Annotated in this window: 25 protein-coding genes and 1 tRNA gene; 16 read left to right on the plus strand and 10 right to left on the minus strand. The window is 52.4% G+C overall.

Features of this window, described 5'->3' with window-relative positions:
• Position 1: 1 nt before the first annotated feature.
• From B4O97_RS05315 to B4O97_RS05375, 13 genes are all read left to right on the plus strand, one after another.
• Complete coding sequence (locus B4O97_RS05315; RefSeq protein ID WP_083048981.1) at positions 2 to 1,333, plus strand: CheR family methyltransferase; 1,332 nt, start codon at positions 2 to 4, stop codon at positions 1,331 to 1,333.
• Positions 1,334 to 1,380: 47 nt separating this feature from the next.
• Positions 1,381 to 1,845: a chemotaxis protein CheX gene (locus B4O97_RS05320; RefSeq protein WP_083048982.1), complete on the plus strand. Its 465-nt coding sequence runs from the start codon at positions 1,381 to 1,383 to the stop codon at positions 1,843 to 1,845.
• A 14-nt stretch (positions 1,846 to 1,859) separates the two neighbouring features.
• A complete protein-coding gene (locus tag B4O97_RS05325; RefSeq protein WP_083048984.1) occupies positions 1,860 to 2,294 on the plus strand; it encodes a response regulator in 435 nt (144 codons plus the stop codon).
• A gap of 26 nt (positions 2,295 to 2,320) precedes the next feature.
• Positions 2,321 to 2,394: transfer RNA gene (locus tag B4O97_RS05330), tRNA-Val, on the plus strand.
• A 304-nt stretch (positions 2,395 to 2,698) separates the two neighbouring features.
• Positions 2,699 to 3,784, plus strand: a complete 1,086-nt coding sequence (locus B4O97_RS05335; RefSeq protein ID WP_233142958.1) for a methyl-accepting chemotaxis protein — start codon at positions 2,699 to 2,701, stop codon at positions 3,782 to 3,784.
• Positions 3,785 to 3,799: 15 nt separating this feature from the next.
• The gene (locus tag B4O97_RS05340) at positions 3,800 to 4,162 is read left to right on the plus strand and encodes a response regulator (protein ID WP_083048986.1); all 363 of its coding nucleotides are present in this window, start codon (positions 3,800 to 3,802) and stop codon (positions 4,160 to 4,162) included.
• 12 nt (positions 4,163 to 4,174) lie between these two features.
• Complete coding sequence (locus B4O97_RS05345) at positions 4,175 to 6,697, plus strand: chemotaxis protein CheA (protein ID WP_083048988.1); 2,523 nt, start codon at positions 4,175 to 4,177, stop codon at positions 6,695 to 6,697.
• Positions 6,698 to 6,702: 5 nt separating this feature from the next.
• Positions 6,703 to 7,545 (plus strand): CheR family methyltransferase, encoded by an 843-nt coding sequence (locus B4O97_RS05350; RefSeq protein WP_083048989.1) that lies wholly within the window; start codon positions 6,703 to 6,705, stop codon positions 7,543 to 7,545.
• Between the two features lie 4 nt (positions 7,546 to 7,549).
• Entirely contained in the window at positions 7,550 to 8,596 is a 1,047-nt protein-coding gene (locus B4O97_RS05355) for a protein-glutamate methylesterase/protein-glutamine glutaminase (RefSeq protein WP_083048990.1), read from the plus strand.
• 9 nt (positions 8,597 to 8,605) lie between these two features.
• Positions 8,606 to 9,082, plus strand: coding sequence for a chemotaxis protein CheD (locus B4O97_RS05360; RefSeq protein WP_083048991.1), 477 nt, complete (start codon positions 8,606 to 8,608; stop codon positions 9,080 to 9,082).
• A gap of 21 nt (positions 9,083 to 9,103) precedes the next feature.
• Positions 9,104 to 9,472 (plus strand): response regulator, encoded by a 369-nt coding sequence (locus tag B4O97_RS05365; RefSeq protein WP_083048992.1) that lies wholly within the window; start codon positions 9,104 to 9,106, stop codon positions 9,470 to 9,472.
• Complete coding sequence (locus tag B4O97_RS05370; protein WP_083048993.1) at positions 9,473 to 9,934, plus strand: chemotaxis protein CheX; 462 nt, start codon at positions 9,473 to 9,475, stop codon at positions 9,932 to 9,934.
• A complete protein-coding gene (locus tag B4O97_RS05375) occupies positions 9,931 to 10,335 on the plus strand; it encodes a response regulator (protein WP_083048994.1) in 405 nt (134 codons plus the stop codon). Before B4O97_RS05370 ends, B4O97_RS05375 begins: the two co-directional genes overlap by 4 nt.
• A 13-nt stretch (positions 10,336 to 10,348) precedes the next feature.
• Here the strand turns inward: B4O97_RS05375 and B4O97_RS05380 are convergent, their stop codons facing one another.
• From B4O97_RS05380 to pncA, 3 genes are read right to left on the minus strand one after another with little or no spacing between them, the layout of a single operon-like run.
• A complete protein-coding gene (locus B4O97_RS05380; RefSeq protein WP_233142941.1) occupies positions 10,349 to 11,461 on the minus strand; it encodes an N-acetylneuraminate synthase family protein in 1,113 nt (370 codons plus the stop codon).
• Entirely contained in the window at positions 11,454 to 12,878 is a 1,425-nt protein-coding gene (locus B4O97_RS05385; RefSeq protein ID WP_083048995.1) for a nicotinate phosphoribosyltransferase, read from the minus strand. Before B4O97_RS05385 ends, B4O97_RS05380 begins: the two co-directional genes overlap by 8 nt.
• Positions 12,875 to 13,492 carry a bifunctional nicotinamidase/pyrazinamidase gene (gene pncA, locus B4O97_RS05390; protein ID WP_083048997.1) on the minus strand — a complete coding sequence of 206 codons (618 nt, stop codon included), beginning with the start codon at positions 13,490 to 13,492 and terminating at the stop codon, positions 12,875 to 12,877. The genes B4O97_RS05385 and pncA overlap by 4 nt, the downstream gene beginning before the upstream one ends.
• A gap of 221 nt (positions 13,493 to 13,713) precedes the next feature.
• Between pncA and B4O97_RS05395 the strand changes: the two genes are divergently transcribed.
• Positions 13,714 to 13,926 (plus strand): hypothetical protein, encoded by a 213-nt coding sequence (locus B4O97_RS05395; RefSeq protein WP_083048999.1) that lies wholly within the window; start codon positions 13,714 to 13,716, stop codon positions 13,924 to 13,926.
• Positions 13,927 to 13,953: 27 nt separating this feature from the next.
• On the opposite strand, the gene serS is transcribed toward B4O97_RS05395, so the two are convergent.
• From serS to B4O97_RS05430, 7 genes are all read right to left on the minus strand, one after another.
• A complete protein-coding gene (gene serS / locus B4O97_RS05400) occupies positions 13,954 to 15,228 on the minus strand; it encodes a serine--tRNA ligase (RefSeq protein WP_083049000.1) in 1,275 nt (424 codons plus the stop codon).
• Positions 15,229 to 15,279: 51 nt separating this feature from the next.
• Complete coding sequence (gene proC, locus B4O97_RS05405; RefSeq protein ID WP_083049002.1) at positions 15,280 to 16,071, minus strand: pyrroline-5-carboxylate reductase; 792 nt, start codon at positions 16,069 to 16,071, stop codon at positions 15,280 to 15,282.
• 77 nt (positions 16,072 to 16,148) lie between these two features.
• Positions 16,149 to 16,640 (minus strand): tRNA (cytidine(34)-2'-O)-methyltransferase, encoded by a 492-nt coding sequence (locus B4O97_RS05410; protein WP_083049003.1) that lies wholly within the window; start codon positions 16,638 to 16,640, stop codon positions 16,149 to 16,151.
• Positions 16,641 to 16,671: 31 nt separating this feature from the next.
• On the minus strand, positions 16,672 to 17,823 hold the full coding sequence (locus tag B4O97_RS05415; protein ID WP_083049005.1) for a hypothetical protein: 1,152 nt from the start codon (positions 17,821 to 17,823) through the stop codon (positions 16,672 to 16,674).
• Positions 17,823 to 18,464, minus strand: a complete 642-nt coding sequence (locus tag B4O97_RS05420) for a LysE family transporter (protein WP_198947022.1) — start codon at positions 18,462 to 18,464, stop codon at positions 17,823 to 17,825. The genes B4O97_RS05415 and B4O97_RS05420 overlap by 1 nt, the downstream gene beginning before the upstream one ends.
• A 2-nt stretch (positions 18,465 to 18,466) precedes the next feature.
• Positions 18,467 to 19,717, minus strand: coding sequence for a lipoprotein N-acyltransferase Lnb domain-containing protein (locus B4O97_RS05425; protein WP_083049008.1), 1,251 nt, complete (start codon positions 19,715 to 19,717; stop codon positions 18,467 to 18,469).
• Positions 19,710 to 20,669: an alpha/beta hydrolase gene (locus B4O97_RS05430; protein ID WP_158084171.1), complete on the minus strand. Its 960-nt coding sequence runs from the start codon at positions 20,667 to 20,669 to the stop codon at positions 19,710 to 19,712. Before B4O97_RS05430 ends, B4O97_RS05425 begins: the two co-directional genes overlap by 8 nt.
• 212 nt (positions 20,670 to 20,881) lie before the next feature.
• Here B4O97_RS05430 and glpK point away from each other — a divergent pair, with 212 nt between their 5' ends.
• Positions 20,882 to 22,381: a glycerol kinase GlpK gene (gene glpK / locus B4O97_RS05435; protein ID WP_083049011.1), complete on the plus strand. Its 1,500-nt coding sequence runs from the start codon at positions 20,882 to 20,884 to the stop codon at positions 22,379 to 22,381.
• Positions 22,382 to 22,493: 112 nt separating this feature from the next.
• Positions 22,494 to 24,437 (plus strand): putative glycoside hydrolase, encoded by a 1,944-nt coding sequence (locus B4O97_RS05440; RefSeq protein WP_083049013.1) that lies wholly within the window; start codon positions 22,494 to 22,496, stop codon positions 24,435 to 24,437.

The following is a 24,437-nucleotide window of genomic DNA, read 5'->3' on the forward strand; positions in this document are numbered from 1 at the left end:
AATGGAAACCTTACAGGAACAGCAGCAAGGAACTGAACAGAAAGGCGTAACGGAACAGATCGACTTCAAGATGGTCACCTTCTCTCTGGCGGGCAAGGAATACGGCATCGACATCATGAAGGTAAAGGAGATCTCAAAGGCTGATCGTTTTACCTATGTGCCCAATACAGCACCCTATGTCCGGGGAGTCTACAACCTTCGGGGAGATATTATATCCATAATTGATCTTCGGGTTATGTTTCATCTTCCTGCTCCCAGCAAAGCCGACGGACTGATGGAGGACATGATTATTCTGCGTCTGGATAACTACTTTATCGGGGTTATCGTGGACAGCATCGATAAGGTCGTCGGTATATCCTCCTCGTCCATTCAGCCTCCGCATCCGCTCTTTGGTGATATCAACATCAAGTTCATCAAGGGAATTGTCGAGAACGAAAAAAAGCTCTACATCATTCTGGATGTCGAGAAAATTCTCGGGGATGCTGATGATGAAGAGGATGAAAGCCGGGTAGAGGTCATGGGGATTCCCATGGCCAGCGAAACGGAAGCTGAAGCAGAGTCGGCCTACGGAGGCGACGGAAAAAGTGGTGATCTGGGGCTTGATTTTCTCCAGGATACCCTGAAAACCTTCAGTCGCTTTACCGTAAGCTCTGTGAACCGCGAATGGATCCGGGAGCGATATGCTGAATGGAAGTCTCAGCATGGAGGAAGCGACGAAAAGGCCCAGTTGAAATCCCCCGAGGATGCCCAGAAATTCCTTGAGGATTTTTATTCTCCCTGTACAGGGCGTTTATGGAACAAGGATTACGCCGACGCGATGGCTTCGATTCTCCCGGACGGTAGAAAAGGGAATCTGACTGCCTGGAATCCCGGCTGTGGCAAGGGTTATGAAACCTATTCACTGGCTGCCGCTTTAAGGGCAAAGAATCCGGAAGCGGTTATTAAAATCTGGGCCAACGACAGCGACCTCCTGAGTATTTCAACCGCCCCGAATCTTGTATTTAATGATAACGAAATTCCTGAATATCTCGATGCATATATGCAGGAAACCAAAAACGGCAAGCAGTTAAACGAGGGAATACGAAAGCAGATTCTCTTTGAGTATCATGACGTACTTCATTCCAATCCTTTTCCCGAGGTCGATCTGATAATGGCCCGGGATCTGATCTCTTTTATGTCAAAAAATGATCAGAACCGCCTGATGAGTGAATTCCTGGAAAAACTGAAACCCGGCGGCCTGCTGTTCCTTGGAGCTCATGAGCGGATTAATGATCCTGAATGGGACATGGTTGAAGCTTCAGGACTAGTTGCGTACAGAAAGAAAAATGGATAATATTGTGCCGGGCTTTGATAACAGCCTGGCGGCCAAGGAGAGTATGTATGAGAGTTGAATATATCAATCCCTTTGTTGAATCTGCCTTCAATATCCTTCGCGAGGTACTGAATGCGGAAATAACAAGGGGTGAACTTTATCTTAAATCTGCATCCCAGCCGGTACTCGGTGTCGCAGCCATAGTAGGTCTTGCCGGAGATGTTGAGGGACGCGTTCTTTTCGACATGAGTCGCCCCACCGCTATCGCTATTGCCTCCGCAATGAATGGAGAAGAATTGAGCGAACTGGATGACCTCGGGAAAGCAACAATTACAGAGCTTGCAAACATGATTACTGCCCAGGCGGTAACGAAACTTCATGATCTCGGGTTTAAATTCGACCTGACGCCTCCGGCCATATTCACCGGTGATAATATGGAGGTTACCGATACCGAGGTGGAAGCCCTGATTGTACCTGTTAACCTGGAACAGGGTAAAATCGAAATTAACGTCGCCGTCCGTGAAAGAGCATAAGAGGAGGGGATACAATGAAGACTAAGATGGACTTTCCGAATATAAATGAACGAAAAGCTGAAGGTGTAGGCCCCGATGGAAATGCCTACAGGGTGCTTGTAGTCGATGATTCCATGTTCGTTACAAAACAGATAAGCCAGATTCTTACCTCCGAAGGCTTTGATGTTGTGGGAACTGCAAAGGACGGGCAGGAGGGGCTCGAGAAATACAAGGAACTTTACCCGAACGTTGATCTTGTTACCATGGATATCACCATGCCCAAGATGGATGGTGTAACCAGTCTTGAAAAGATTATTGAATTTGACAAAGATGCACGGGTTATCATGATAAGCGCTCTTGGAAAACAGGACCTTGTTAAAAAATCACTGCTTTTGGGGGCGAAGAATTACATTGTGAAACCCCTGGACCGGAAAAAAGTTCTGGAAAGGGTATTGATGAGCCTGAAATAATATGGTAAAAGTACCCCTGTCATTTCGGGCGGCTAGCTCAGTTGGTTAGAGCACTTGCTCGACACGCAAGGGGTCGTTGGTTCGAATCCAATGCCGCCCAGAAAACAACCGGAGGGGTTAACCTTTCGGTTGTTTTTTTTTGTCTATTATTTGCGCATGTCCGTTTTTTTTACCATACTAGGATTGTTTCCGGGGGAATAATGGTATTGATAATTGTTCATCTTGCTATGTTGCTGACAGGCGTATTTTTTGTAATCAGATATTCAGATCCGGTAATTCTGATAATTCCTTTCCTTTCTCTTGTAACCCTTGGTACTGTGCTTATTCGCCGGCGGGGAGTTAATAAAAACGCTGAGGGAGCAGGGAAGACTCTTCTGAAACAGGAAGTATCTGATTTGAAGGATATGCTTTCTGCGGCTTCTGAAAAAATAAATTCCCTGGAAACTGAACGCGCGAAAAACGAAGATGCACAACAGACAAAAAATATTGTTCTGGCATCCCTTGCCGACTCCCTGCAACTGCTGAATGCCGCAGCCCCCATACTCGAAGCCCTGTCTAAACGGGTTATAGAAAAAACAGAAGCCTCGAATATGTCGGTATCGGACCGTATCTTTTCCATTGCGGAACATTCGAAATATCTGGGCGGCGAGATCCAGAATGTTCTTACAGAGCTCATGGATGGAAGTGGAGGTCTGGAAAGCAGTCTTGCCAGACTCGAGCATGAGACCGGCGGTTACAGGACGCTGATATCCGGTCTGAAAGAGATCAGCGGCACCTACCTCAAGGATATGGATCTGCTGAAACAGGCTGTTCAGAATATCGGTTCCTATACTCAGGGGCTGACGGACCTTGCGGATCAGACCAATCTGCTGTCTATAAATGCATCCATTGAGGCGGCCCGGGCTGGAAGTGCCGGCGGCGGTTTTCGGATTATCGCCTCGGAGGTGCAGGCCCTGGCCCGGCGTTCCAAGGCAATTGCGGATGAGATCAACACCCAGATTGTAGCCGCGGCCAGTAATGTGGAAAGCTCCTTTTCTCACCAGGAGCTTATTCTTGGAGACAGTATATCCCGGATCGAGGAATCCCAGAGCAATCTGGACAAGCTTGTAACGGAACTGCGGCCGCAGCTCGAAAGTATCGGCAATACTGTGGAGGAATCAAAGAAGATTTCCACGGGAGTAACCGCTGATCTGAATCAAATTATTGTATCCATGCAGTATCACGATATGATTCGTCAGATTCTTGAACACTGTAATTCTATATTGAACGAGGTAAGGTCCTCCTGTAACGAACAGACGCTCCTTTCACGGTATGCCGAACAGGACGATGAGCTGGTTAAAAAGCGGGTGCGGGACCTTGCAACGAAATATTTTACCGTGGATGATGAGTGGGAGGTCCTGGGGATTTCAGTTCGGGACTCTACCCGGCATAAAGAGCGGGAGAAAATAAAAAAGGAACACAAGCTCGAAGGGGACATAACCCTCTTTTAAGAGAGAGGAAGAGGAATGAAAATTTTATGTGTAGATGACAGCCCGACCATCAGGATGCTGGTAAAACGTGCGCTGGAGCCGGAAGGATATACGATTGTCGAAGCTGAGAATGGAAAAAAAGCTCTTGATGTGGCTGTCTCCACTTCTGTCGATGCCTGTATTGTTGATGTGAATATGCCTGAACTCGACGGTTTCGGCTTTGTGGAACAGGTACGCCAAAATCCGGAATACAGGGATACCCCGATCATTTTTCTTACCACCGAAAGCTCCCAGGAAAAAAAGAGCAGGGGTGCGGCCCTCGGCGTAAAGGGCTGGATTGTAAAACCCTTTGATCCCCCGTCCCTGGTAAAAGTCATGAATATCCTGATTCCCCGCTAGGAGCAGTGCCAGATGTCTCAACTTGATGATCTGATTGACCGAATCTCTGATTTTATCCCCGGCGACCTGGTGGAAGGAATAGAGATAGAGGAGCACCTGAAAAAGCTCATTCAGGAGTACCCTGAGGACCAGGAGAAAGCAACCCTGCTGAAAGCGCTGACAGATGAGTTTTCGTCGATTATACAGCAGACATCCGCGGGTGACGAAGAGACAATCAAGTCCGGTATTCTGAAGGGATTAAAGAAACTGCAGGCTCCAGGAAAAAACTCCGACGATACCGGTCCCGTCAGGACAGATATTCCGGAAGGAAAGGAGATAGAGGATCTTGACCTGCTGACTTCCTTTATTTCTGAAGCTCAGGAACACCTGGAGAGTATTGAAAAAAAGATCCTGAGCCTTGAAAATCAGAGTGATCATGATACGGTGAACGATATTTTTCGTTCCATGCACACCATAAAGGGGGTTTCCTCTTTTCTGGGTCTTACGGGTGTCAAAACCCTGAGTCATCATATGGAGACTGTTCTGGATTCTGTGAGAAAAGGCTCCGTTGCGGCGAATGCGGAAATGATCGACACCCTTCTTGAAGGGGTGGATCTGCTTGTACGCCTGGTGGATGACCTGGCTAAAAAAACAGAGCAGAAGATCCAATCTCCGGAAACACGAATATTCGAACTCGAGATGGATATACATCCCTACGTTGAGAAGCTGGTTGTCTTTTCCGATGAAACAAAAAGTGTAAAAGAATCGACCGAAACTGGCGGATTCGCAACGGAAGATCTGTTCACCCGGGAGATGGTCGAAAAGTATGTGGCTGAGTCCATGGATCTTCTGGATACGGCGGAAAAGGCCATTCTCGACCTGGAAGACAATTCCCACAAGGCTTCGCTGATTGATGAAGCCTTTCGGGCAGTTCACACGATTAAGGGAAATGCGGGGTTTTTCTGGTACGGATATATAGAAAAGCTCTGCATGGACGTGGAGTCTGTTCTGGATGTTATGCGCAAGGACCCCAGGGCCATTCGAAATACTGTTATCTCCTCACTCCTGACTGCCATTGACGAAATACGATTCGGTCTCCAGAGGATACAGTCCGGAGAGCTCAAGCCCGGTGCCTTCTCTGATGAAGACGGGGCAGAGTATAGTGATGAACGCCTTAAAAGAGGGGAAGCCAAACCTCTCGGAGAGTTGCTGGTCGAAATGGGTGCCGTATCCAGAGAGGCAGTGGAGGAGGCCCTGGATAAACAGGGAATGCGTCTGGGAGAACTCCTGATCCGGGAGGGGATCACCGATTCAGAGAGCATCGAGAAAGCCCTGAAACAGCAGGGTCGACCGTCGGAGCCCGGGGGAGATGCAGGTTCGGGATACAGCTTTAAACGCAAGGATATCCGTGTCGATACCGAAAGGCTGGACCGTCTTTTCGATCTGATGGGAGAACTTATTACCGCAGAAGCCATGGTTTTACACAACCCGGATCTGGTCTCTCTGGACCTTCCGGATTTTCAGAAGGCCGGGACCTATCTCTCCAAGATCACCAGGGAGATGCAGGAAATCACCATGTCCATCCGGATGATTCCCCTGGACGGTCTTTTCAGCAAGATGCGGCGTCTCGTACGGGATCTTTCCCGCAAGTTTTCAAAAGACGTCAATTTTCATGTCAGCGGCGAAGAGACTGAAATGGATCGCAATGTAATGGAAGAGATATCCGATCCTCTGGTCCATATCATTAGAAATGCCATCGACCACGGAATCGAACCTGCCCAAGTGCGTAAGAAAGCCGGTAAACCGACGGCGGGAAATGTATACCTCGATGCAAAGTATGAGGGAAACGAGATCTGGATAAGCATACAGGACGATGGAGGGGGACTCAATACCGAAAGAATTCTGCAGAAATCCAGGGAACGGGGAATAATTGCTGCAGATGTCGAACCGTCGGAAGATGAGATTTATCAGTTGATCTTCGAACCCGGATTCTCAACTGCCCAGCAGGTATCGGAAATTTCCGGCCGCGGGGTGGGTATGGATGTAGTAAAACGGAACCTGGAAAAGCTGCGGGGAAAAATAGACATTCGAAGCGATGCCGGAAAAGGCACGGAATTTATCCTGAGAATACCCCTTACCCTGGCGATTATTGACGGGGTTACCGCAAGGGTCGGAAGCATGCTCTACTCGGTCCCCGTCAACGATGTAACCTCCTTTCAGAAGGTGGAAGCCGGACAGATAACCGAGACAAACCGGTTCCAGGAGGTCTTCAGGTTGCGGGACGATCTTATTCCAGTTGTACGGCTTGCCGATTTTTTCAAGGTCATGGGAGGCGTACGCCACGTGGAGGATGGAATCCTGGTGGTTTCTCAGGCTGGCCGACGCAGCGTCGCTCTTCTTGTGGATGAGATCATCGGATACAGCCAGCTTGTGGTTAAGGCCCTGCCGGAATACATGGGAGAGATGCGGGCCATTTCCGGATGCAGTATAATGGGCGATGGCGAAGTAAGTTTGATTCTGGATATCGGGGCAATCGTCAACGAGGAACTTGATTGAGCACTATGTACGGTCTCCTTGATATCAGCGATAAAGAGTTTCAGGATATTTCCCGGCTCGTGCACAGCCGTTTTGGTATTAATCTGACGGATAAAAAGGTCACCCTGGTCAAGGGTCGCCTTAACAAGCTTATCCGGGAAAGAGGGTATACTTCCTTCAGCCAGTATTACAAGGCTGTCATGGAGGATACCACAGGGGCCGAGCTCCTGGGACTTGTAGATAAAATCTCTACCAATCATACCTATTTTTTTCGTGAGAACGATCATTTTCAGGTGCTCCGGGAGAGGATCCTGCCGGAAACCCTTGCAGGTATACCCGGTGGAGATTTAAAGGAGCTGAAAATCTGGTGCGCCGGCTGTTCCTCCGGCGAGGAGGCCTATACATTAGCTATTGAGCTGCTGGATTTCGCCCGGTCTGTAAACTCCGGCCTGGACAGCAGAATAATCCTGGCTACGGATATTTCCCTTACAGCCCTGGAAGCCGCAGCAAAGGGGGAATATGTTGCTGAGCGGGTGCGCGGTGTTTCCCGGGAACACCTGGCACGGCATTTTGTTCTTACACCCGCCGGTACCTACCGGGTGAAAGACAACCTGCGGTCTCTGATTCTTTTCAAACGTTTGAATCTCATACGGGACAGTTTTCCCTTCAAGGGAAAGTTCCATATGATCTTCTGCAGAAATGTAATGATCTATTTTGATAAACCGACGAAAGACCGTCTGGTTGAACATTTTTCCGACCTGCTTTATCCCGGAGGACACCTGTTTATCGGACATTCTGAGTCCCTGGGGCGTGATCTGTCGACATTTGAGTACAGGCAGCCGGCTCTGTACAGAAAACGGGGGATATGATTTTTTGGCTAAGATTAAGGTATTGATTATTGATGATTCCGCCCTGGCCCGGGAACTTTTAAGCAAGGGTCTGTCCAGAGACCCGGCTATCGAGGTTATCGGGACTGCTCAGGATGTATATGTCGCCCGGGACAAGATAGTCTATTTAAAGCCGGATGTTCTGACCCTGGATGTAGAAATGCCGAAGATGGATGGCGTGGAATTCCTTCGCAAGCTGATGCCCCAGTATCCCCTTCCTGTGGTTATGGTTTCCGCCCTGACGGCTCCGGGAGCACAGGTTACCCTGGAAGCCCTGGAACTCGGCGCCGTGGATTTTGTCCTTAAGCCCTCTTCGAGTTTCGGAAACCGTCTGGATGAGATGTTTCAGGAACTTGCCCAGAAAATCAAGGTCGCGGCCTTCGTGGATGTATCCGAATACAGGAATAACAGAATTGTACAGACCCATGAGAGCCGCAGACATCTGGTTGGCGGAACCGACAAGATTATCGCCATCGGAGCTTCAACGGGCGGTACCGTAGCCTTGCGGAAAATGATCGAGGAGTTTCCGCCGAATTTTCCCGCTACCCTGATTGTTCAGCACATGCCGCCCAAATTTACGAAGATGTTTGCCGATCGTCTGAATGACCATGCCAGGGTGAGTGTTTCCGAGGCAAAAGACGGAGACAGACTGGTAACCGGGCAGGTCCTTATTGCTCCGGGGGGATTTCACATGCGTCTTAAACGGTCCGGAGGTATCTACACAGTGAAATGTGCAGAGGGTCCCCCGGTAAACGGGCACTGTCCCTCGGTGGACGTACTCTTCGAATCCGTAGCTGCAGAGGCTGGGGGAAACGCACTGGGGGTGATTCTGACGGGTATGGGCCGTGACGGTGCCAGGGGACTTCTGCAGATGCGTGAAAGCGGTGCGAAGACCTTCGCACAGGATGAAGCAAGTTCGGTAGTCTTTGGTATGCCGAAGGAAGCCTTCGAAATGGGGGCGGTTGATTCCCTTACACCTCTTTCGTCGATGACTGATGCAGTTTTGCGTCAGCTTGAGGGAGCGAAGGTATAGGAACGGAATATGAGAACAGATGTTGGCATCGGAGATTTTCACGCCAGTGGAAACCCCGGAGAACTGATTAAAACCTACGCTCTCGGCTCCTGTGTAGCGGTTCTGATGTACGATAAAGTGCGCAGAATCGCAGGGATGATTCACGTGGCCCTGCCGGAATCCAGGGTAAACGCCGAAAAAGCTGAGACCCGGCCGGGATACTTTGCCGACACTGGAATCCCCGCACTCCTGAAGGCCTTCTCAGCTGCCGGGGGGGATCAGCGGAAGGCACAGATAAAGATTGCCGGGGGAGCATCTATTCTTGACGAGAACAGGACCTTCGATATCGGCCGACGGAATGTAATCGCGATCAAAAGGGCCCTGTGGAAGTACGGACTTGGAGTGATTGCCGAGGATGTGGGAGGAAAAATAAGCCGTACTGTTTCGATAGAAGTGGATACGGGTACTATTGTTATTCATAATGCAAAAAACAGCTGGACAATCTGATTGTAAGGGAGTGTAAATACTATGGAGTGCAGTAGAATCCTGATAGTCGACGACTCTGCTACTTCCAGAATGATAATCAGACGCTGCTTCCAGATCGCCGGGTACGGAGAAATTCAGTACCTGGAGGCCGAGGATGGACTGGCGGCGCTGTCGTTACTGCAGAAGGAGAGGGTGGATCTTATTGTCAGTGATATTAAGATGCCCAAAATGGACGGAACGACCCTGGTACGGAAGCTCCGTTTAAACAGGGATATCGGCGATATACCCGTGGTTATTATTTCCAGTGTGGGAAACGAAGCTCTGGAAGATCAGTTGCGGGAATCCGCGGTAAAAGCGATTATCAAGAAACCGGTTTCACCGGCAAAAATCCTCTCGTTTATGGAGGAGTGAATGTCCAGGGAAGAGAAGCTTAAACAGAGCATGGATGAAGCAGTTATGCAGACCTTTGCGGAAATGGCCTTTGTAGATGTACTGCCCGCGGATATTCCGAAGGTGGAGCACAGCCAGATCATGATCATCGAGATTACCAGACCATGTCGGGGTGTCATGTATCTGCTGATGCCCAGGGAGTGCAAGCAGTGTGTTGTCGAGAACATCCACGGTGACTCCTGGGACAGTCTTTCGGTCGAGCAGATCGATGACTGTCTGCTGGAACTCCTGAATGTTCTGGGGGGTAATTTCCTCAGCAGATATTACGGAGAAGCGGTGAGCTACAGCGTGAGTTTTCCTCAGGTTATTTTTGATGAGTCCGAGTTACCCGACCTTGAAAAATTTTCGTATTATAGTTACGACGCTGAGGGGATTCCTTTTGCCGTCGCCATTAAGCTGGAGAATCAAGGAGATGCTCCATGAAGATTCTGATTGTTGAAGATGACTTTGCCAGCAGAAAATTGATGCAGAAGTACCTGAGCCCCTATGGTATCTGCGAAGTGGTCGTTGACGGAGAAGAGGCGGTACTGGCTTTTTCCGAATCCCTGGAGAACGACGACCCCTTCGACCTGGTATGTCTAGATATCATGCTGCCGAAAAAAGACGGCCAGCAGGTTCTCAAGTCAATTCGCAACCTGGAGGCCTCGCGGGGTATAGAGGGGAGCGAGGGGGTCAAGGTTATAATGACAACAGCCCTGGGAGATGCGGAGAATATAATGTCTGCATTCCGGTCTCAATGCGAAGGGTATCTTACCAAGCCTGTTACCCGCCAGCGTCTTCTGGAAGAGATCAAAGAGCTGGGTCTGCTTGCGGACGAAGCCTAGATTTTCAGAACATTCAATGAATATCTTCCCAGAGAACTCCCTCGCCGTCGGGAATATGTCTGCAGGCTGTCCGCCCGGGGATGACTTTCATGTACCGCGGATGCAGTCCCGGACGCAGTTTTTTTTCCGTCCGGAGAACGGCGATGTTGGAGGTGTCGAGTACATCGCCGGGCTTTATATCGGCAGTGGCGTGAATGGAACGGTTGGTGCGTCCATAGTTGGCCCTTTCTGACGGTGCCAGAACCTTTTTTCCGTCCCCGAATACCCTTTCCATGCGTTCGGTGCCGTATGTATCCACCAGGAAGGCATAAAGCTCCTCCCGCGGCCGCACTGCCCAATGTCGTACCGCCCGGCTCATAGCGGTGAACTCTCCAGGAGGAAGGGCCACCGGATCGTCCAGACCTCCTCCCTGCCTGTCCAGGGTAAAATGCTTCTCGATACAGGCTCCGCCGAAATAGATGCTTGCCAGGGGCACCAGAAGGGGATCGAGGCTGTGGTCGGAGATTCCGACAGGAACGCCAAAGAGGGCAGACATATGGGGCAGCAGAAAAAGGTTGTACTCTTCCTCCGGAGCCGGATAACTTGTAACACAGTGGAGCAGGGCTGTCCTGTTTTTCTGCACTATAGTCAGGGCCTCTTCAATGTCCGCAAGCCTGCTTACCCCGGTGGAAAGAACAGCCGAGACTTCGTTCTGCGCAATCTTTTCAAGCAGGGGAATATGATTCAGCTCCGGAGAAGCGATCTTGATTATTCTGCATCCCAGCTGGACAAGTTCCCTGAGGCTCCGTTCCCCAAAAGGGGTGCAGAGAAAGCCTATTCCCCGTCCTTCGGCATGACTCTTTGCAGCTTCCAGAAAGGAACTCCCCGTCTCCAGGGAGCGAAAGACCTCATACAGGGGGGTATCTCCCCCGGGGAGGGGAACCATGCCTGTTTCCGGGTGGATGATTTCATCGGCATAGACGTGCTGAAATTTGACACATTCCGCACCGCTCTCCACCGCCGCATCGATCAGTTCCCTGGCCCTTTCGATGCTTCCCCGATGGGAGGTTCCAATCTCTGCAATAATCAGCGGACCCGGTGCGTCTGCATCGGAAGTCCAGATCTTTTCTATCCTTGAATCAGCCACGGTTATATTCGTCAATCATTCTGAACTTTAGGTCTCGCAATGCCCGGGAAAGGGAAATCTTGTATTCGTGGGGATTAATCTGTCGCAGGAAGGTCTCATCCATCCGCTGCAGCTGCGTAATTACACGATCCCGAATTATCTTCAGATCTTCCTGCGGATTCAGTCGTTTCCCTTCCCGCATGACTGGCAGGAGCTGTTCTTCGGCGGAGTGAAAGGCACTGAACATGGTACGCTTGTAGTGAAGGGTCGGGTGATGGAGTTCCATGGGACCCTCCGGTATGGGTTCATCGGCCAACTGGATTACATCCCGCAGGGGTGTTCTGTCTTTATCGTAGAACCGGAAAACCTGTTTAATCCCGGGATTGGTCATTTTGGCAGGATTGTTGGAAACCTTCATGGTGGGAATTATCTGCCTTCCCTGGTAGCGGGCTGAGAGTTTGTAGACCCCCGAAACCGCAGCATCCGGATGTCCCGTGGCCAGCTGGGTACCTACACCCCAGACATCCACCGGGGCCCCTTCCGCGAGAAGCTGGGCTGCGATCTGCTCATTAAGGTCTCCGGAAACGGCGATAAAGGCATACCGGAGTCCTGCGGCATCAAGCCTGGCTCGTACCTGCTTGCTCAGGTACGAGAGGTCTCCGGAATCCAGGCGAACACCTATACGCTTCCCCTGTTTCCGGAGCTTTTTTCCAATGATGATGGCGTTCTCGATCCCCTGGTTCAGGGTGTCGAAGGTGTCGATTAAAAGGATCGAGGTGTCCGGATACAGTTCGGAGTAACGCTCAAAGGATTCGGCTTCAGAATCAAAGGCCATTACCCAGGAGTGGGCCATGGTTCCACTCACGGGAATATTGTACAGTCTGCCCGCCAGTGTGTTGGAGGTGCCGCTGGCACCACCGATATAGGCCGCCCGGGATGCCATAAGGGCCCCGTTGTACCCCTGGGCTCGACGCATGCCGAATTCAAGAATGCTGCCGAACTCTGTTGCCACTAAAACCCTGGCGGCCTTGGTTGCAATAAGGGTCTGGAAATTTACAATGTTCAGCAGCAGGCTTTCAATTATCTGCGCCTCGATAAGGGGGGCTTCGACCCGGATCAGGGGCTCCTCCGGAAAGACAAGGCTTCCTTCGCGAAAAGAGAGGACCGAACCACTGAAACGGAACTCCGAAAGATACTCGAGAAACTCGTCGCCGAAGTATCCAAGGGATCCCAGATAGCTGATGTCGTCGCAGCTGAACTTGAGCCCCTCAAGATCGTCCAGGAGGGTATCAATCCCCGCGAAGATCGCGAAACCGCCTCCATAGGGCTGCCTGCGGAAGAACATGTCAAAGACCACATGGGGATTATGATGATTCAACAGGTATCCCTGGGCCATGGTCAGTTCGTACAGGTCGGTGAACAGGGGAGAGATCGTCATGCCGGATCTTCCGATGCTACTATGCGTGCTCCCGCTTTTTGCATCTCTTCCAGGCGCTCTTGTACGTTTCCCGGGGGAAAATCCACGCCCCGGACGCAGTCGCTGACAAGGTCTACCTTGTAGCCGAGCTTGATGGCATCCATTACGGTATAGAATACGCAGTAATCCGTAGCCAGTCCGCAGACCGCCAGATCATTGATTCCCAGGTTTTTCAGGTAGCCGTCGAGTCCCGTGGGGGTAAGATGGTCGTTTTCGAAGAATCCCGAATAGGAATCGAGTTTCGGGGAGGTCCCCTTGCTGATTATCAGATCAAGCGTGCGCTGGTCCAGGTCGGGATGAAACTCTGCTCCCGGTGTGCCGGGCACGCAATGGTCCGGCCACAGAACCTGTTCAATATCTCCGGTCTTCAGTATCTCCTGAACCTTTTTACCGGGATGGTTAGAGGCAAAGGAGATGTGATTCTTCGGGTGCCAGTCCCGGGTGGCCACAACCTTGTCGAAAGATTTTGCCAGGGAGTTCACTGCAGGTACAATGCTGTCTCCATCCTTTACCGCCAATGCTCCGCCGGGACAGAAATCGCGCTGCAGATCAACAATAATGAGTGCCTTTTTCATGATTCTCCTCCAGCTGTTTATATGTTAAGTATAACCACTAGAAGCCTTTATGTTAAATACCTTTTTCCCGGAGAGGAAAAAACTCTCGACATGGACGCTGAATCCCGCTACTATTATTTTATATTCATGACGCTGCTGAAAACTCAGCCCAGGGCAGAAAGAGTAGTTTTTCGCGGTGTCCTGATATAAATTCCCTGATATAAAGTTTACGAGGAGGCCGTATGACCACTGTTGTGTGCGACGTAACGAAAAAAGCAATTCCCAATGCCCAGCGGGATGTTAATTATGTAACCATGCTGGATAAAACTCTATCTATGCCTGCTGTGGAAGAGTTCGAGAAAAGGGTACGGGAGAAGATGAGGAGCAACAAACAATACTCCTTTGCCGTATACAAGAAGGTGTACCGGGACGTATTGAACCAGATGTGCAAATAGTCCCGGACAGAGTTGATTCAGGCCGGATTATTTCGGCCTGATCGTATCAAAACCAGTATAGGGCACCAGCGCCGACGGAATGCGCACCGATCCGTCGGCCTGCTGGAAGTTCTCCAGTATGGCGATAATGGCCCTGGAGACGGCAACTGCCGTTCCGTTCAGCATATGAACGTAGGAATTCCTGCCCTCGTCCTTGAAGCGTACGCCAAGTCTTCTGGACTGGTAATCCGTACAGTTGGAAGTACTGGTAACCTCGCCCCAGTCTCCCGCCTCTCCCCGGCCCGGCATCCAGGCTTCAAGATCATATTTCCGGTATGCAGGACTCCCAAGATCGCCGGTACAGGTATCAACCACCCGGAAAGGAACTTCGAGGCCTTTAAAGATCTCCTCTTCTATTGCAAGCAGTTCCTGATGTATCTCCTCCGACTGGTCGGGTGTACAGTAGACGAACATCTCCACCTTGGAGAACTGGTGGACCCTGTAGAGTCCCTTGGAAAACTGTCCCGCCGCGCCTGCCTCCCTGCGGAAACAATGGCTGAAACCGGCCATTTTCAAGGGAAGATCTGCGGCATCCAGGATTGAATCGGAATGATATCCCCCCAGGGTTATCTCTGCGGTTCCCACCAGGCAGGTGCCGGTTCCTTCTAGGGAATAGATATTGCTTTCGGATCCCCTGGGGTTGAAACCGATGCCTTCGAGGATTTCCTCCTTGGCAATGTCAGGGGTTATTGTGGGGGTAAAACCCTTTTTCTGCAGGATATCCATGGCATAGCGGATAAGGGCCAGTTCGAGAAAGACGGCTTCATTCTTCAGGTAATAGAACTTGGTTCCCGACACCTTCGCCGCGGTATCGAAATCCACCAGGTCGAGCTCCTGGGCAAGCTGTACGTGGTCCTTTGCCGGAAAGTCAAAGCTGACCGGTTCTCCGAATCTGCGGATTTCCAGGTTGTCCTTATCCTCTTTGCCCACGGGGGCGTCAGGATGCGCCATGTTGGGGATTTTCTCTGCAGCTTCCTTGAGCTCCGCCGAGACAGTTTTGAGCCTCTCCTCAAGACCTGCAATATCCTCCTTGAGGCGTTTCCCCTCTTCCACAAGGGGGGCACGTTCGTCCGGAGGGAGTTTACCCTTCATTTTTGCGGCATTCTCGTTCCGCTGCCGTCGCAGATCGTCCACTTCGTTCAGAAGACGATTGCGTTCCTCGTAGAGGGCAATAACCTTGTCGAGGTCAGCGGTCATGAAGCGGTTGGCAATATTCCGGCGAACCGCATCGGCATTATCCCGGATAAATTTAAGATCAAGCATGTGTGTATCCTTCGCTGATTATGTTGTGGGCACCTTTAAAACTGCCTTGTATTATTCAAGTTCTCTGGCCCGCGACGCGGCCCTTCCGACGGCATCCATCACCGAGGCGGTAAAGCCGCCTTCTTCGAGGGCGGCGACTCCCTGTATAGTGGTTCCTCCGGGGCTGATAACCGTGCTTAACAGGCTGACCGGATGTTCGTTCCCTTCCCGGACAAGGCCGACAGCACCTTCCAGGGTACCGAGGGCAATTTCCAGGGATGTGGAGTAGGGAATGCCTTCGCCGGTCCCTCCCAGTGCGAGGGCGTGGAGAAAGGCAAAGACATAGGCGATCCCTGATCCGCAGAGGCCGGTAAAGGCGGCCATGGATGATTCCGGCAGTTCCACCGTATTTCCAGCGCAGCCGGCAAGGTAGAGTGCTTCCCCGCGAAATTCCGCTGTAACCTTTTCTGCACAGCTCAGGGCCGTAAGGGCCTTTCCCACACGTGCTGCGATATTCGGCATGAAGCGAATTACCTGGTCTGTGGAAAGAAGTTCGGTAAACAGTGATATCGGGGTACCGGCGGCGATGGAGATAATCTTTTTACCTTTGGTATATGGAGCATACGCGCCAAGGACCTTGCGCAGAAGCTGAGGCTTCAGCGCCACAAGTATAATATCCGAGGCTTCGCAGAACTCAGGTACAGGAAGGTTCACCCTGGCTCCGCAGTCATTGACGGCGCACTCCGCTTTCGCCGTATCAGGTTCCTGCACAATAAGCGCGGTTTCAGGGCTCTCCTTATGAAGCCCTGTGGCCAGGGCAGAACCCATGTTACCGTAACCAATAAATCCTATCGATCTGATCACCCGTTCCTCCGGGACTTACCGTACCATGTACGGGAAAAATGTGTCTACTGAAAAGTTGTCAGTCTTTTCCTGATACCTCAGCTCCAGCTGAAGGTCCGCGGGCTTCCTTCCCGCAGAAGCCCCGGAAAATTGTTCTGACGCATCACTTCGAAGGCTGCAATTGCAACTGAATTGGCAAGGTTCATGGATCTGGCTTCTTCCCGCATGGGTATTCGTATGCAGCGCTCAGGATGGGCCTGCAGGAGCTCCTCCGGCAACCCCGCGCTCTCCCGTCCGAATACCAGGGCACAGTCCGCAGGGTAGCTGAGCTCGGTGTATACCTTCGCTCCCTTGGTGCTGAGAAAAAAGAGGGGCGTCCCGGGATTCGCCTCCAGAAAAGCTGAAAAACTCGGATACCGTGCGTAATCAATGAGGTGCCAGTAATCGAGGCCGGCACGTTTGACCATCTTTTCCTCCAGGGAGAATCCTAAAGGTTCTATAAGGTTGAGTTGTGCCCCCAGGGCGGCGCAGGTCCGGCCTATGTTTCCGGTGTTCTGGGGTATTTCCGGTTCCACAAGTACAATTTTCACGGTAGTACCTCAAGCAGACATCCGTTCCCCTTCAATATTTTGAAACGGACCAGATATCCCGGTGGGGGAGATATACGGAACGTTCCCTCATGCATTCCAGGGGATCGATGGAATAGTAATATGCGGAGTCCCGCAAAATGTGCCCGGGGATTTCTTCCCACGTATCGAAGGACGCAGGTCCGTAGCCGGCGTAATGGATATACCCCCAGGGACCGAATTCCTCCTTCCGATAGACGGTAACAAAGTCGCAGGGAAGATCCCCTTCGTAATCCCCTTCGGCTTCCAGGGCAAGAATCTTTGTCTCGCAGCCCAGACGGCGAAGGATATCGTAATAGAAGAGAGCGAACTCCAGGCAGTCCCCTTCGCCTTTCTCGATAAGTTCTTCAGGCAGCAGGAGTGTTTCGTCCTTTTCAAACTGGATAAGACTGCCGACAACGCTGTGAACAGCACTGGAGAGTTCGGTTCCGCTCTGGAGAAGCCGCAGAACAAGTTCCCGCATTTTCCTGCTGTTGGTCAGGTACTCTCTGTAGTTATGTGTTTCGTGGGCGCGTTCGTTTTCTGCCTCCGTCAGGGCATACCCAAGGCCATCCAGGAGGCCCAGGCCGTCGTGAATCCCCCACAGGGGCTGTTCTCTGGAGGCCACCAGGGCGGCGGCAAGAAGCACTTCGGTGTAATCGATCGTTCCCCGGGGATTCAGGAGATCAACTGCCTGGATTACCGTTACAGTGTAATTGTTGGCATACTCTCCGCTGACAATCTCCCGCCAGTAGACGTTTGAATAATAATCACGAATAACCGATTCCAGCTCCGGACCGGGGGGATCAAAACGGTAGACGTTCTCGATATTCCAGTGGGGAAATTCTACACGATAGGTCAGGTGACCAAGACGTTCGACTTTCAGCCCCTGGGTTTCGCCTTTGCCGCTGTTTTTCGTCATATCCTCGAGGTTCCTGATAATCCCGGCTTCCACCAGATACGCCGTCGGTTCAGGGCTTTGCAGGCCTGCAGGCATTCCCCGGGTAAAATCGGCAAGATCAACGGATATGATACTGCTGCGGTCCGGGGCACGGCCAAGCATTTCGGGATCGGCATGGCGGTAAATTCTTACGGACTGTTCCTCTCCGCTGAGAAGAGCTCCGGAACACAAGGCAAGTATGAATAAAACAGATGCAAGAGGTCTCATCAGGAAAGTCCCTCCATAATCGGCCGCATACCGCTGATGAAAAAATAGATTCCAAAGACGGCTATAAAACCGCCGCACAGACCGATCAGGCCACGATACAGACGGTCGCTCAGGAGACGTTTTCCCCGCCAGATGGTGACAGAAACAGCCGTATACCATACCAGGTCTCCCAGTACGTGGCCGCCGAAAAAGCTTGCCACCCCAAAAAATCCGGCATTCCCGGCCCGTAAAAGAAGGCCGAGGCCGATTGTTCCCCACCAGATTGTCCAGTAGGGATTGGAAACCGAAAGCAGCGCGCCGGTGCCTACCAGGGAGCGGTAATCCCGGGCATCCGTCGTATGCTGCGTCAGGGAGAGTTTCGGCAGACTGCGGAACATGGAGAAGGCCATATAGAACATGATACATGAACCTGTCAGCGAGATTGTCACAAATGTCCAGGTTCCGGTCAAAAAAGGACCGAGGCCAAGGAATATCAGGACGACAAGTCCGAGTTCGAGGATTCCGTGGCCCAGGATAAAAAGCGGACCTGCAGAGGGCCCCTTCCTGGCTGCGGCGCCGATGGTCGCGGTCAAAAGAGGTCCCGGCATCATGGCGCCGGAGAAAGCCAGAAAAAATGAACCTGCAAAAAGACGTAGGTACATGCTTAGCTCACTATACTCAGGCTCCGCCCGGGCTTCAATACCCTCAGAATCCAGGGACCGCATATTCCCAGGGCGAGGGGGAGTAAAAATGCAATCGCCTGCCCGACATCCTGGGAAGGCAGTCCAAAGAATCGGGTTACGATCATGATCAATGATGCATCGATACTGACAAGCCATGGAAGAAAAAGAAGAAAATCCCGAATTCGTATCTGCTCCGGGGAATTCTTCTTCCCGGGACGGTAGGGCACGAAGATACTGATCCAGTGCAGGGGATTGAGCAGGAGAAGATTCCAGTTTCCATGGGTAACCGCGTGGTCGGTGAAAAAAGAGAGGAAGAAGAGGACGCTTCCCAGGAGTGCCCCTGATACGAGGATCAGACGGAAGATGACTTCCACCAGTATGCCGGCCTTTCCCCGTAAGAACCTGCCTGCTATCAGAAATCCTGCGGCGAGAATCCCCGCACCAAGGGGGACGGGAAGCGGGTTTCCCGGCACCTCCGGTATGTTCCGTTCATGTTCCGGGAGGTGGACAATCCGGTCGGAGACGACTGCCTGCGTATCGGCATCCTTTCCGTCAGAGAAGCTGATCTTCTCCATATACCCGGGGATCTCGGAGGGAAGAAACATGGCCTCCCAGCCGCTTATTTCCTGATCGATATTACCGCTCATCAGAAACATGAGAAGCCACTCTATGAACCTGTTACGACCGGTAAAACGGCGGGTCTGAAGACGCAGGGTCATGGCGTCCCGGGCCGATGAGACCCTGCGGAGTTCTCCGTCGTAGGCATCATCCAGCAGGTCCCGTATACGGGTCGCGCAGTTGTCGCGGTAGTATTCGTAGAGATACTCACGGTTTTCAGGTAATACCCGCCGTTCCAGTTCCCGTATGAGCTTGAGCTTGTTTCCCGGGGGGAAGCGGAGAACCTGAATGCGGATTCGGCGGTCTTCCTGTATCGTGCGCCGTATGCCCGCTTCTCCGGAACTTCGGTAGCTCATGTACCAGAGCCTGCCGAGGATGAAGTTGCTAAGGAAGTTTTCCGTTTCAAAGGAAAAGACCCCGAAGTCATAGAGGTAATCTCTGCCCAGTGAATGGTCCTCCACAAGCAGGGTAATATGGCCCCACCAGAGGTAGACCTCGCTTCCGGGGCCGCTGGTTACCAGGGAAACGGTATAATCCTCTTCAGCCTCGGCCTGAATAAATGTACCGGAACAGATAACAAGGAGCAGAACAGCCGGGACGGCAAATCTACTCATGCTTCGGCTCCTTCCTGTTCAGGACCGAAAGGATGTGGGAGAAGGTCATGCTCTTGAAAGGTTCCGCCTCCTTCAGGAGTTCGTGCCGGCCTCCCGGGATGCTGTATATCTGCAGCGTATCAAGCTGATCCTGGTAGAATTTCAGGTTGTAGCTGTAATCCACAACCTTGTCCTGGTCTCCCTGAATGATTGTCAGACCCATGGGTGGAAGCCTGGTCTCTTCTATTCTGCTGTTCCAGGAGAACAGGGCCCGGACCCAGTCCGGCTGAATGGCGTCATGCTGCAGGGGATCCCGGTTTTCCTGAAAATCAAGATACTCCAGGTCGGAACTCGTTTTCTGATACATCCGCGGAAGGGTTTTTATTACAGGATTGAAAATGGCAAAACCGAACTGGGAGAGTCCGTACATGGTGGAGCGCACAAGGGGTGCGACAAAGATGTAGTCCCGGATCATCTCTCCTCCCTTCAATCTGTATTCCAGAAGGGCCGCGCAGCCCATGGAGTGGCCGATGCCGATAAACGGGCCGGGCGCTTCCGGGGCGACAGTATCCGCAAGAGCGGCCACGGCGCTTCCGTATTCCGAAAAATCGTCTATGTGGGTGGGAGTACCTGTCGAGAGGCCATGGCCGGGAAGATCGATGCCGGCGACAGCCCAGCCGTCATCGAGGAGCAGGGGAATCAGGTCCTGAAAAAAACCGAAGTGGGAGAGAAATCCGTGAATCAGCAGCACGGTTCCTTTTGCCTGCCCCTCGGGAAGGCTCAGGTGAGAGGCACAGCGGTACTCTCCGACTTTGATGTATCCGAACCAGTACCGGTTCCGGTTGAAAGCCAGTCTGTAGTAATCGAGGTATTCATCGAGTTCCGGAGAAGGTTCCTGCTGCCTGGAAAAAGCGGGTCTGCTCTTACGCAGCCTGATGAAACCTGTTATGTCACGGGATTTTTGCTGACCCATTGAAGCACAGCCTCCAAAAACAAATAAAGGATAGACACAAAGAATCAGAGCCAAAAGGGCCGCAGGAATACCCGTACTCTTTTTCACAGGGGGTATTGTAGATATGTAGCGGGGGAGCATCAAGATCAGGGCCTGGCTGATCCCCCTCTTTTTCTTGACAAGGGGAAAAAGCAGCTTTAGCCTGAAAACAGAGAGGATGGAGGAACCAGTAAATGAGCAGAGACTACATCGGAGCAATAGACCAGGGAACCACGAGCAGCCGTTTTATCCTTTTCGACCGACACGGCAAGGAGGTCGCCTCCAGCCAGAAGGAGCATACCCAGATATATCCGCGGCCCGGCTGGGTAGAGCATGATCCAGGGGAAATATGGACCCGCACCGATGAGGTTATCCGGGATACTCTGAAGAAAAGCGGGATCTCCGGTTCACAAATCGCCGCTGTTGGAATAACGAATCAGCGGGAGACCAGCCTGTTCTGGGACGCTGAGACCGGTAAACCCCTGAACAATGCCATTGTCTGGCAGGATACCCGTACGGCCGGGATTGTGGAGTCCATGAAGGATCATCATCCTTTTCTGACCAGGAAAACCGGTCTTCCCCCGGCCACCTACTTCTCTGCGCCGAAGCTTGTCTGGATGAGGGACAATGTGGCCGCCGCCGCTTCCGCCATCTCCCGGGGCAGCGCCCGCTTCGGTACCATCGATTCCTGGCTGGTCTGGAAGCTCACCGGCGGAAAGTCCCATGTAACGGATCTTACCAATGCGAGCAGAACCATGCTGATGGATATTCAAAGCTGCACCTGGGACCGGGAACTCCTTTCCCTCTGGGGTCTGCCTGAAGAGATCCTGCCGGAGATCCGGTCCTCCATTGCCGCAGAGCCCTACGGTACAACCGAGGCCGACGGTCCCTTCGGGGATGAAATTCCCATTGGCGGTATTCTCGGGGACCAGCAGGCGGCCCTTTTCGGACAGGCCTGCTTTTCAAAGGGAAGTTCGAAGAATACCTATGGAACCGGCTGTTTCCTTCTTCTTAATACGGCGGACGAACTGATCCGTTCAAGCCACGGGCTTCTGTCCACCGTGGCCTACCGCTGGAAGGACGAACCGGTGCAGTACGCCCTGGAGGGCTCTGTCGCAGTAAGCGGGGCCCTTGTTCAGTGGCTCCGGGACAACCTGGGCCTGATAAAGAGCAGCGCCGAGGTGGAGGAACTTGCCCGGAGCGTCGACGACAGCGGCGGGGTCTATTTTGTTCCCGCCTTCTCCGGTCTCTTTGCCCCCCACTGGCGCTCGGATGCCAGGGGAATTGTCGCCGGCCTTACAGGCTATGCACGGAGCGGTCACCTGGCCCGGGCGGTACTGGAGGCTACGGCCTTCCAGACCCGGGAGATGATGGAGGCCATGGAGGGTGATTCGGGAATCAGCATAGGATCCCTACGGGTGGACGGAGGCATGGTCCGCAACGAACTATTAATGCAGTTCCAGGCCGATATTCTCGGCAGGCCGGTTATTCGGCCGGAGATTACCGAAACCACCGCCCTGGGCGCGGCCTATGCTGCAGGGCTTTCCGTCGGTTTCTGGAGATCCCAGGAGGAGATCGGGAAACACTGGCGGGAAGACAAGCGCTGGCTTCCGGTCATGAAACCGGCGGAGCGGGAAGATCGCTTTCATTTCTGGAAAAAGGCCGTGGAGCGAAGCAAGGGCTGGCTGGACTGATTCCCCGGGGCCTCTGTATGTCCCCGGCATCCGTCGGGCATGCCGTTGATCGAAGCAGGTTCCCATGATAAGCTGACTCCGCCTATGAACACAAGAATCAGAGAGGGCGTGTATGCTTAGAAGCCGGAGTATTTTTCCCGCGGCAGTTTTTCTTGCCCTGTTTTTTTTCGTTTTTTCAACTGATGTGAATGCCGAGAAGGGCGGATATGTCGAGCGGGGGGTTCCTGCCGGTGATTCAGGCTGGTACACCCTTATCCGGGAGGGGGGACTCAATTTTTTCGATACCCTCAGCGGCGATATGAGCCCTCTGAGCCAGGGGCTTCCCCGCCGGGTTGTCTATCCTTTTTCCGACGACAAACCCAAAGATCTCAGTGCCGTAAGCATAGATCCGGTAAATTCCAGGCGGCTGGCGGTAACTACCAATGCCCGGCTTTTCTTATCTGACGACAGGGGGAAGTCCTTCAGGGAAATCCCCCTGAATGAGCCCATTGCCTCTACAAATTACCTCACTTCCGTCGCCCTCGGGCGGGATAAGCTTATCTACCTGGGAACATCCTTCAACGGCTTTTTCAGAAGTACCGACGAGGGAAAATCCTGGACGAAGCTCTCTGAAACCCTCCCGGAAATCTACAGGGGGGCGGGTTTTTATGAAGAGATCAGCGGTATTGCCGTGGACAAAGAGGGCCGCATTGCTGTCGGTACGAGCTTCAGCTCCCGGATTTATCTCGCGGAAAGTGATTTAAAAGCCTGGGAAAGCGTCAGGTTCCCCTTCAGTGACGAGATAAAGGGGCTCTGGTTTTCTTCTCCCGCCGTCAAGCAGGATTCCGGAGGTGAATCCACGGACCAGGTACTGCAGGTATGGGGGACAAAAGCCATCTATTCATTCACTGCCGGAAGGTGGACAAAAACTCCTCTGCCGGTGGAGAATACTCTGCCTGAACCGGACCCCGATGCAGAGACCCGCCGGAACAGGGCCGCAGATAAATACGGTATCTATATCAATCCCGCCAACGCCTCGGGAGATAAGCTGACGGCCCTGCTGGATTTCCTCGTTCAGAACGGAATGAACGCGGTGACCGTGGACGTAAAGGATGACTTCGGCTGGATCAGTTACGATTCAAATCTGGAGACTGTCAGAAATGCCGGCGCCCTGCGTCCCCGTTTCAAGCTGGATGAACTGATAGCAGCCTGCCACGCCCGGGATGTGTACGTGGTCGGACGTATGGTGGTATTCAAGGATAAACAGCTCTACGATTACAGGGAGAATCGCTACGCTATATGGGACTCCTCCCGCAACGCTCCCTGGGGCCATTTTGTTCCGGAAAAAAATGAAGAGGATGAAACTGTCTATCGTCAGCGGGAGTTCTGGGTCGATCCGTTCAGTCAGGATGTCTGGGAGTACAACCTGGCCATAGCAGAGGAGCTTCAGGCCAGGGGGGTTGACGAAATTCAGTTCGACTATATCCGTTTCCCCTCCGACGGGAACCTCTCCACAGCCCGGTATCGTCATCGACATGACGGCATGAGCCGCATAGAGGCTCTGGAATCCTTCCTGATCATGGTCCGGGAAAAAATCAGCGTTCCCATAAGCACGGACCTCTACGGTTTTAACTCCTGGTACCGCATGGGCAACTGGATCGGGCAGAACATAGAGCTTGTATCCCATTATGTGGATGTTATCTGTCCCATGTATTACCCCTCCCATTTTCCCCGGAGTTTCATGAAGGATCTGCCCTATCTGGAAAGAGCGGAACGAATCTATCAGGAGGGTTCATCCCGTTCGGCCAGAATCGCCGACGGCAGGAGCATTATCCGTCCCTACGTACAGGCCTTTCTGCTCCCCTTCGAATATTACATGGAGGAACCGGAATATTCGGAGTACCTGGAGCGGCAGCTCAGGGGAACCAAAAATTCTCCCGCTTCGGGGTTTACCCTGTGGAACAACTCAAACCGTTACTACATGGTTACCCGGCCGCTCTATCCTTTTCTCAGCCTTCAGGGGGAGGCTGTCCTTGGAGACAGAGAACAGGCAGAGGTCCCGGAGATCCTGGAATAG

This window comes from Marispirochaeta aestuarii, from assembly GCF_002087085.1.
Lineage (GTDB): Bacteria > Spirochaetota > Spirochaetia > JC444 > Marispirochaetaceae > Marispirochaeta > Marispirochaeta aestuarii.

Coding starts and splice junctions, on each gene's coding strand:
- B4O97_RS05425 (WP_083049008.1), bottom strand. CDS start 19,717: ATGAGTAGATTTGCCGTCCCGGCTGTTCTGCTCCTTGTTATCTGTTCC.
- B4O97_RS05325 (WP_083048984.1), top strand. CDS start 1,860: ATGAAGACTAAGATGGACTTTCCGAATATAAATGAACGAAAAGCTGAA.
- B4O97_RS05375 (WP_083048994.1), top strand. CDS start 9,931: ATGAAGATTCTGATTGTTGAAGATGACTTTGCCAGCAGAAAATTGATG.
- B4O97_RS05320 (WP_083048982.1), top strand. CDS start 1,381: ATGAGAGTTGAATATATCAATCCCTTTGTTGAATCTGCCTTCAATATC.
- B4O97_RS05440 (WP_083049013.1), top strand. CDS start 22,494: ATGCTTAGAAGCCGGAGTATTTTTCCCGCGGCAGTTTTTCTTGCCCTG.
- B4O97_RS05345 (WP_083048988.1), top strand. CDS start 4,175: ATGTCTCAACTTGATGATCTGATTGACCGAATCTCTGATTTTATCCCC.
- B4O97_RS05395 (WP_083048999.1), top strand. CDS start 13,714: ATGACCACTGTTGTGTGCGACGTAACGAAAAAAGCAATTCCCAATGCC.
- B4O97_RS05370 (WP_083048993.1), top strand. CDS start 9,473: ATGTCCAGGGAAGAGAAGCTTAAACAGAGCATGGATGAAGCAGTTATG.
- serS (WP_083049000.1), bottom strand. CDS start 15,228: ATGCTTGATCTTAAATTTATCCGGGATAATGCCGATGCGGTTCGCCGG.
- B4O97_RS05430 (WP_158084171.1), bottom strand. CDS start 20,669: ATGGGTCAGCAAAAATCCCGTGACATAACAGGTTTCATCAGGCTGCGT.
- pncA (WP_083048997.1), bottom strand. CDS start 13,492: ATGAAAAAGGCACTCATTATTGTTGATCTGCAGCGCGATTTCTGTCCC.
- B4O97_RS05420 (WP_198947022.1), bottom strand. CDS start 18,464: ATGTACCTACGTCTTTTTGCAGGTTCATTTTTTCTGGCTTTCTCCGGC.
- B4O97_RS05360 (WP_083048991.1), top strand. CDS start 8,606: ATGAGAACAGATGTTGGCATCGGAGATTTTCACGCCAGTGGAAACCCC.
- B4O97_RS05415 (WP_083049005.1), bottom strand. CDS start 17,823: ATGAGACCTCTTGCATCTGTTTTATTCATACTTGCCTTGTGTTCCGGA.
- glpK (WP_083049011.1), top strand. CDS start 20,882: ATGAGCAGAGACTACATCGGAGCAATAGACCAGGGAACCACGAGCAGC.
- B4O97_RS05385 (WP_083048995.1), bottom strand. CDS start 12,878: ATGACGATCTCTCCCCTGTTCACCGACCTGTACGAACTGACCATGGCC.
- B4O97_RS05340 (WP_083048986.1), top strand. CDS start 3,800: ATGAAAATTTTATGTGTAGATGACAGCCCGACCATCAGGATGCTGGTA.
- B4O97_RS05350 (WP_083048989.1), top strand. CDS start 6,703: ATGTACGGTCTCCTTGATATCAGCGATAAAGAGTTTCAGGATATTTCC.
- B4O97_RS05365 (WP_083048992.1), top strand. CDS start 9,104: ATGGAGTGCAGTAGAATCCTGATAGTCGACGACTCTGCTACTTCCAGA.
- B4O97_RS05315 (WP_083048981.1), top strand. CDS start 2: ATGGAAACCTTACAGGAACAGCAGCAAGGAACTGAACAGAAAGGCGTA.
- B4O97_RS05335 (WP_233142958.1), top strand. CDS start 2,699: ATGCTTTCTGCGGCTTCTGAAAAAATAAATTCCCTGGAAACTGAACGC.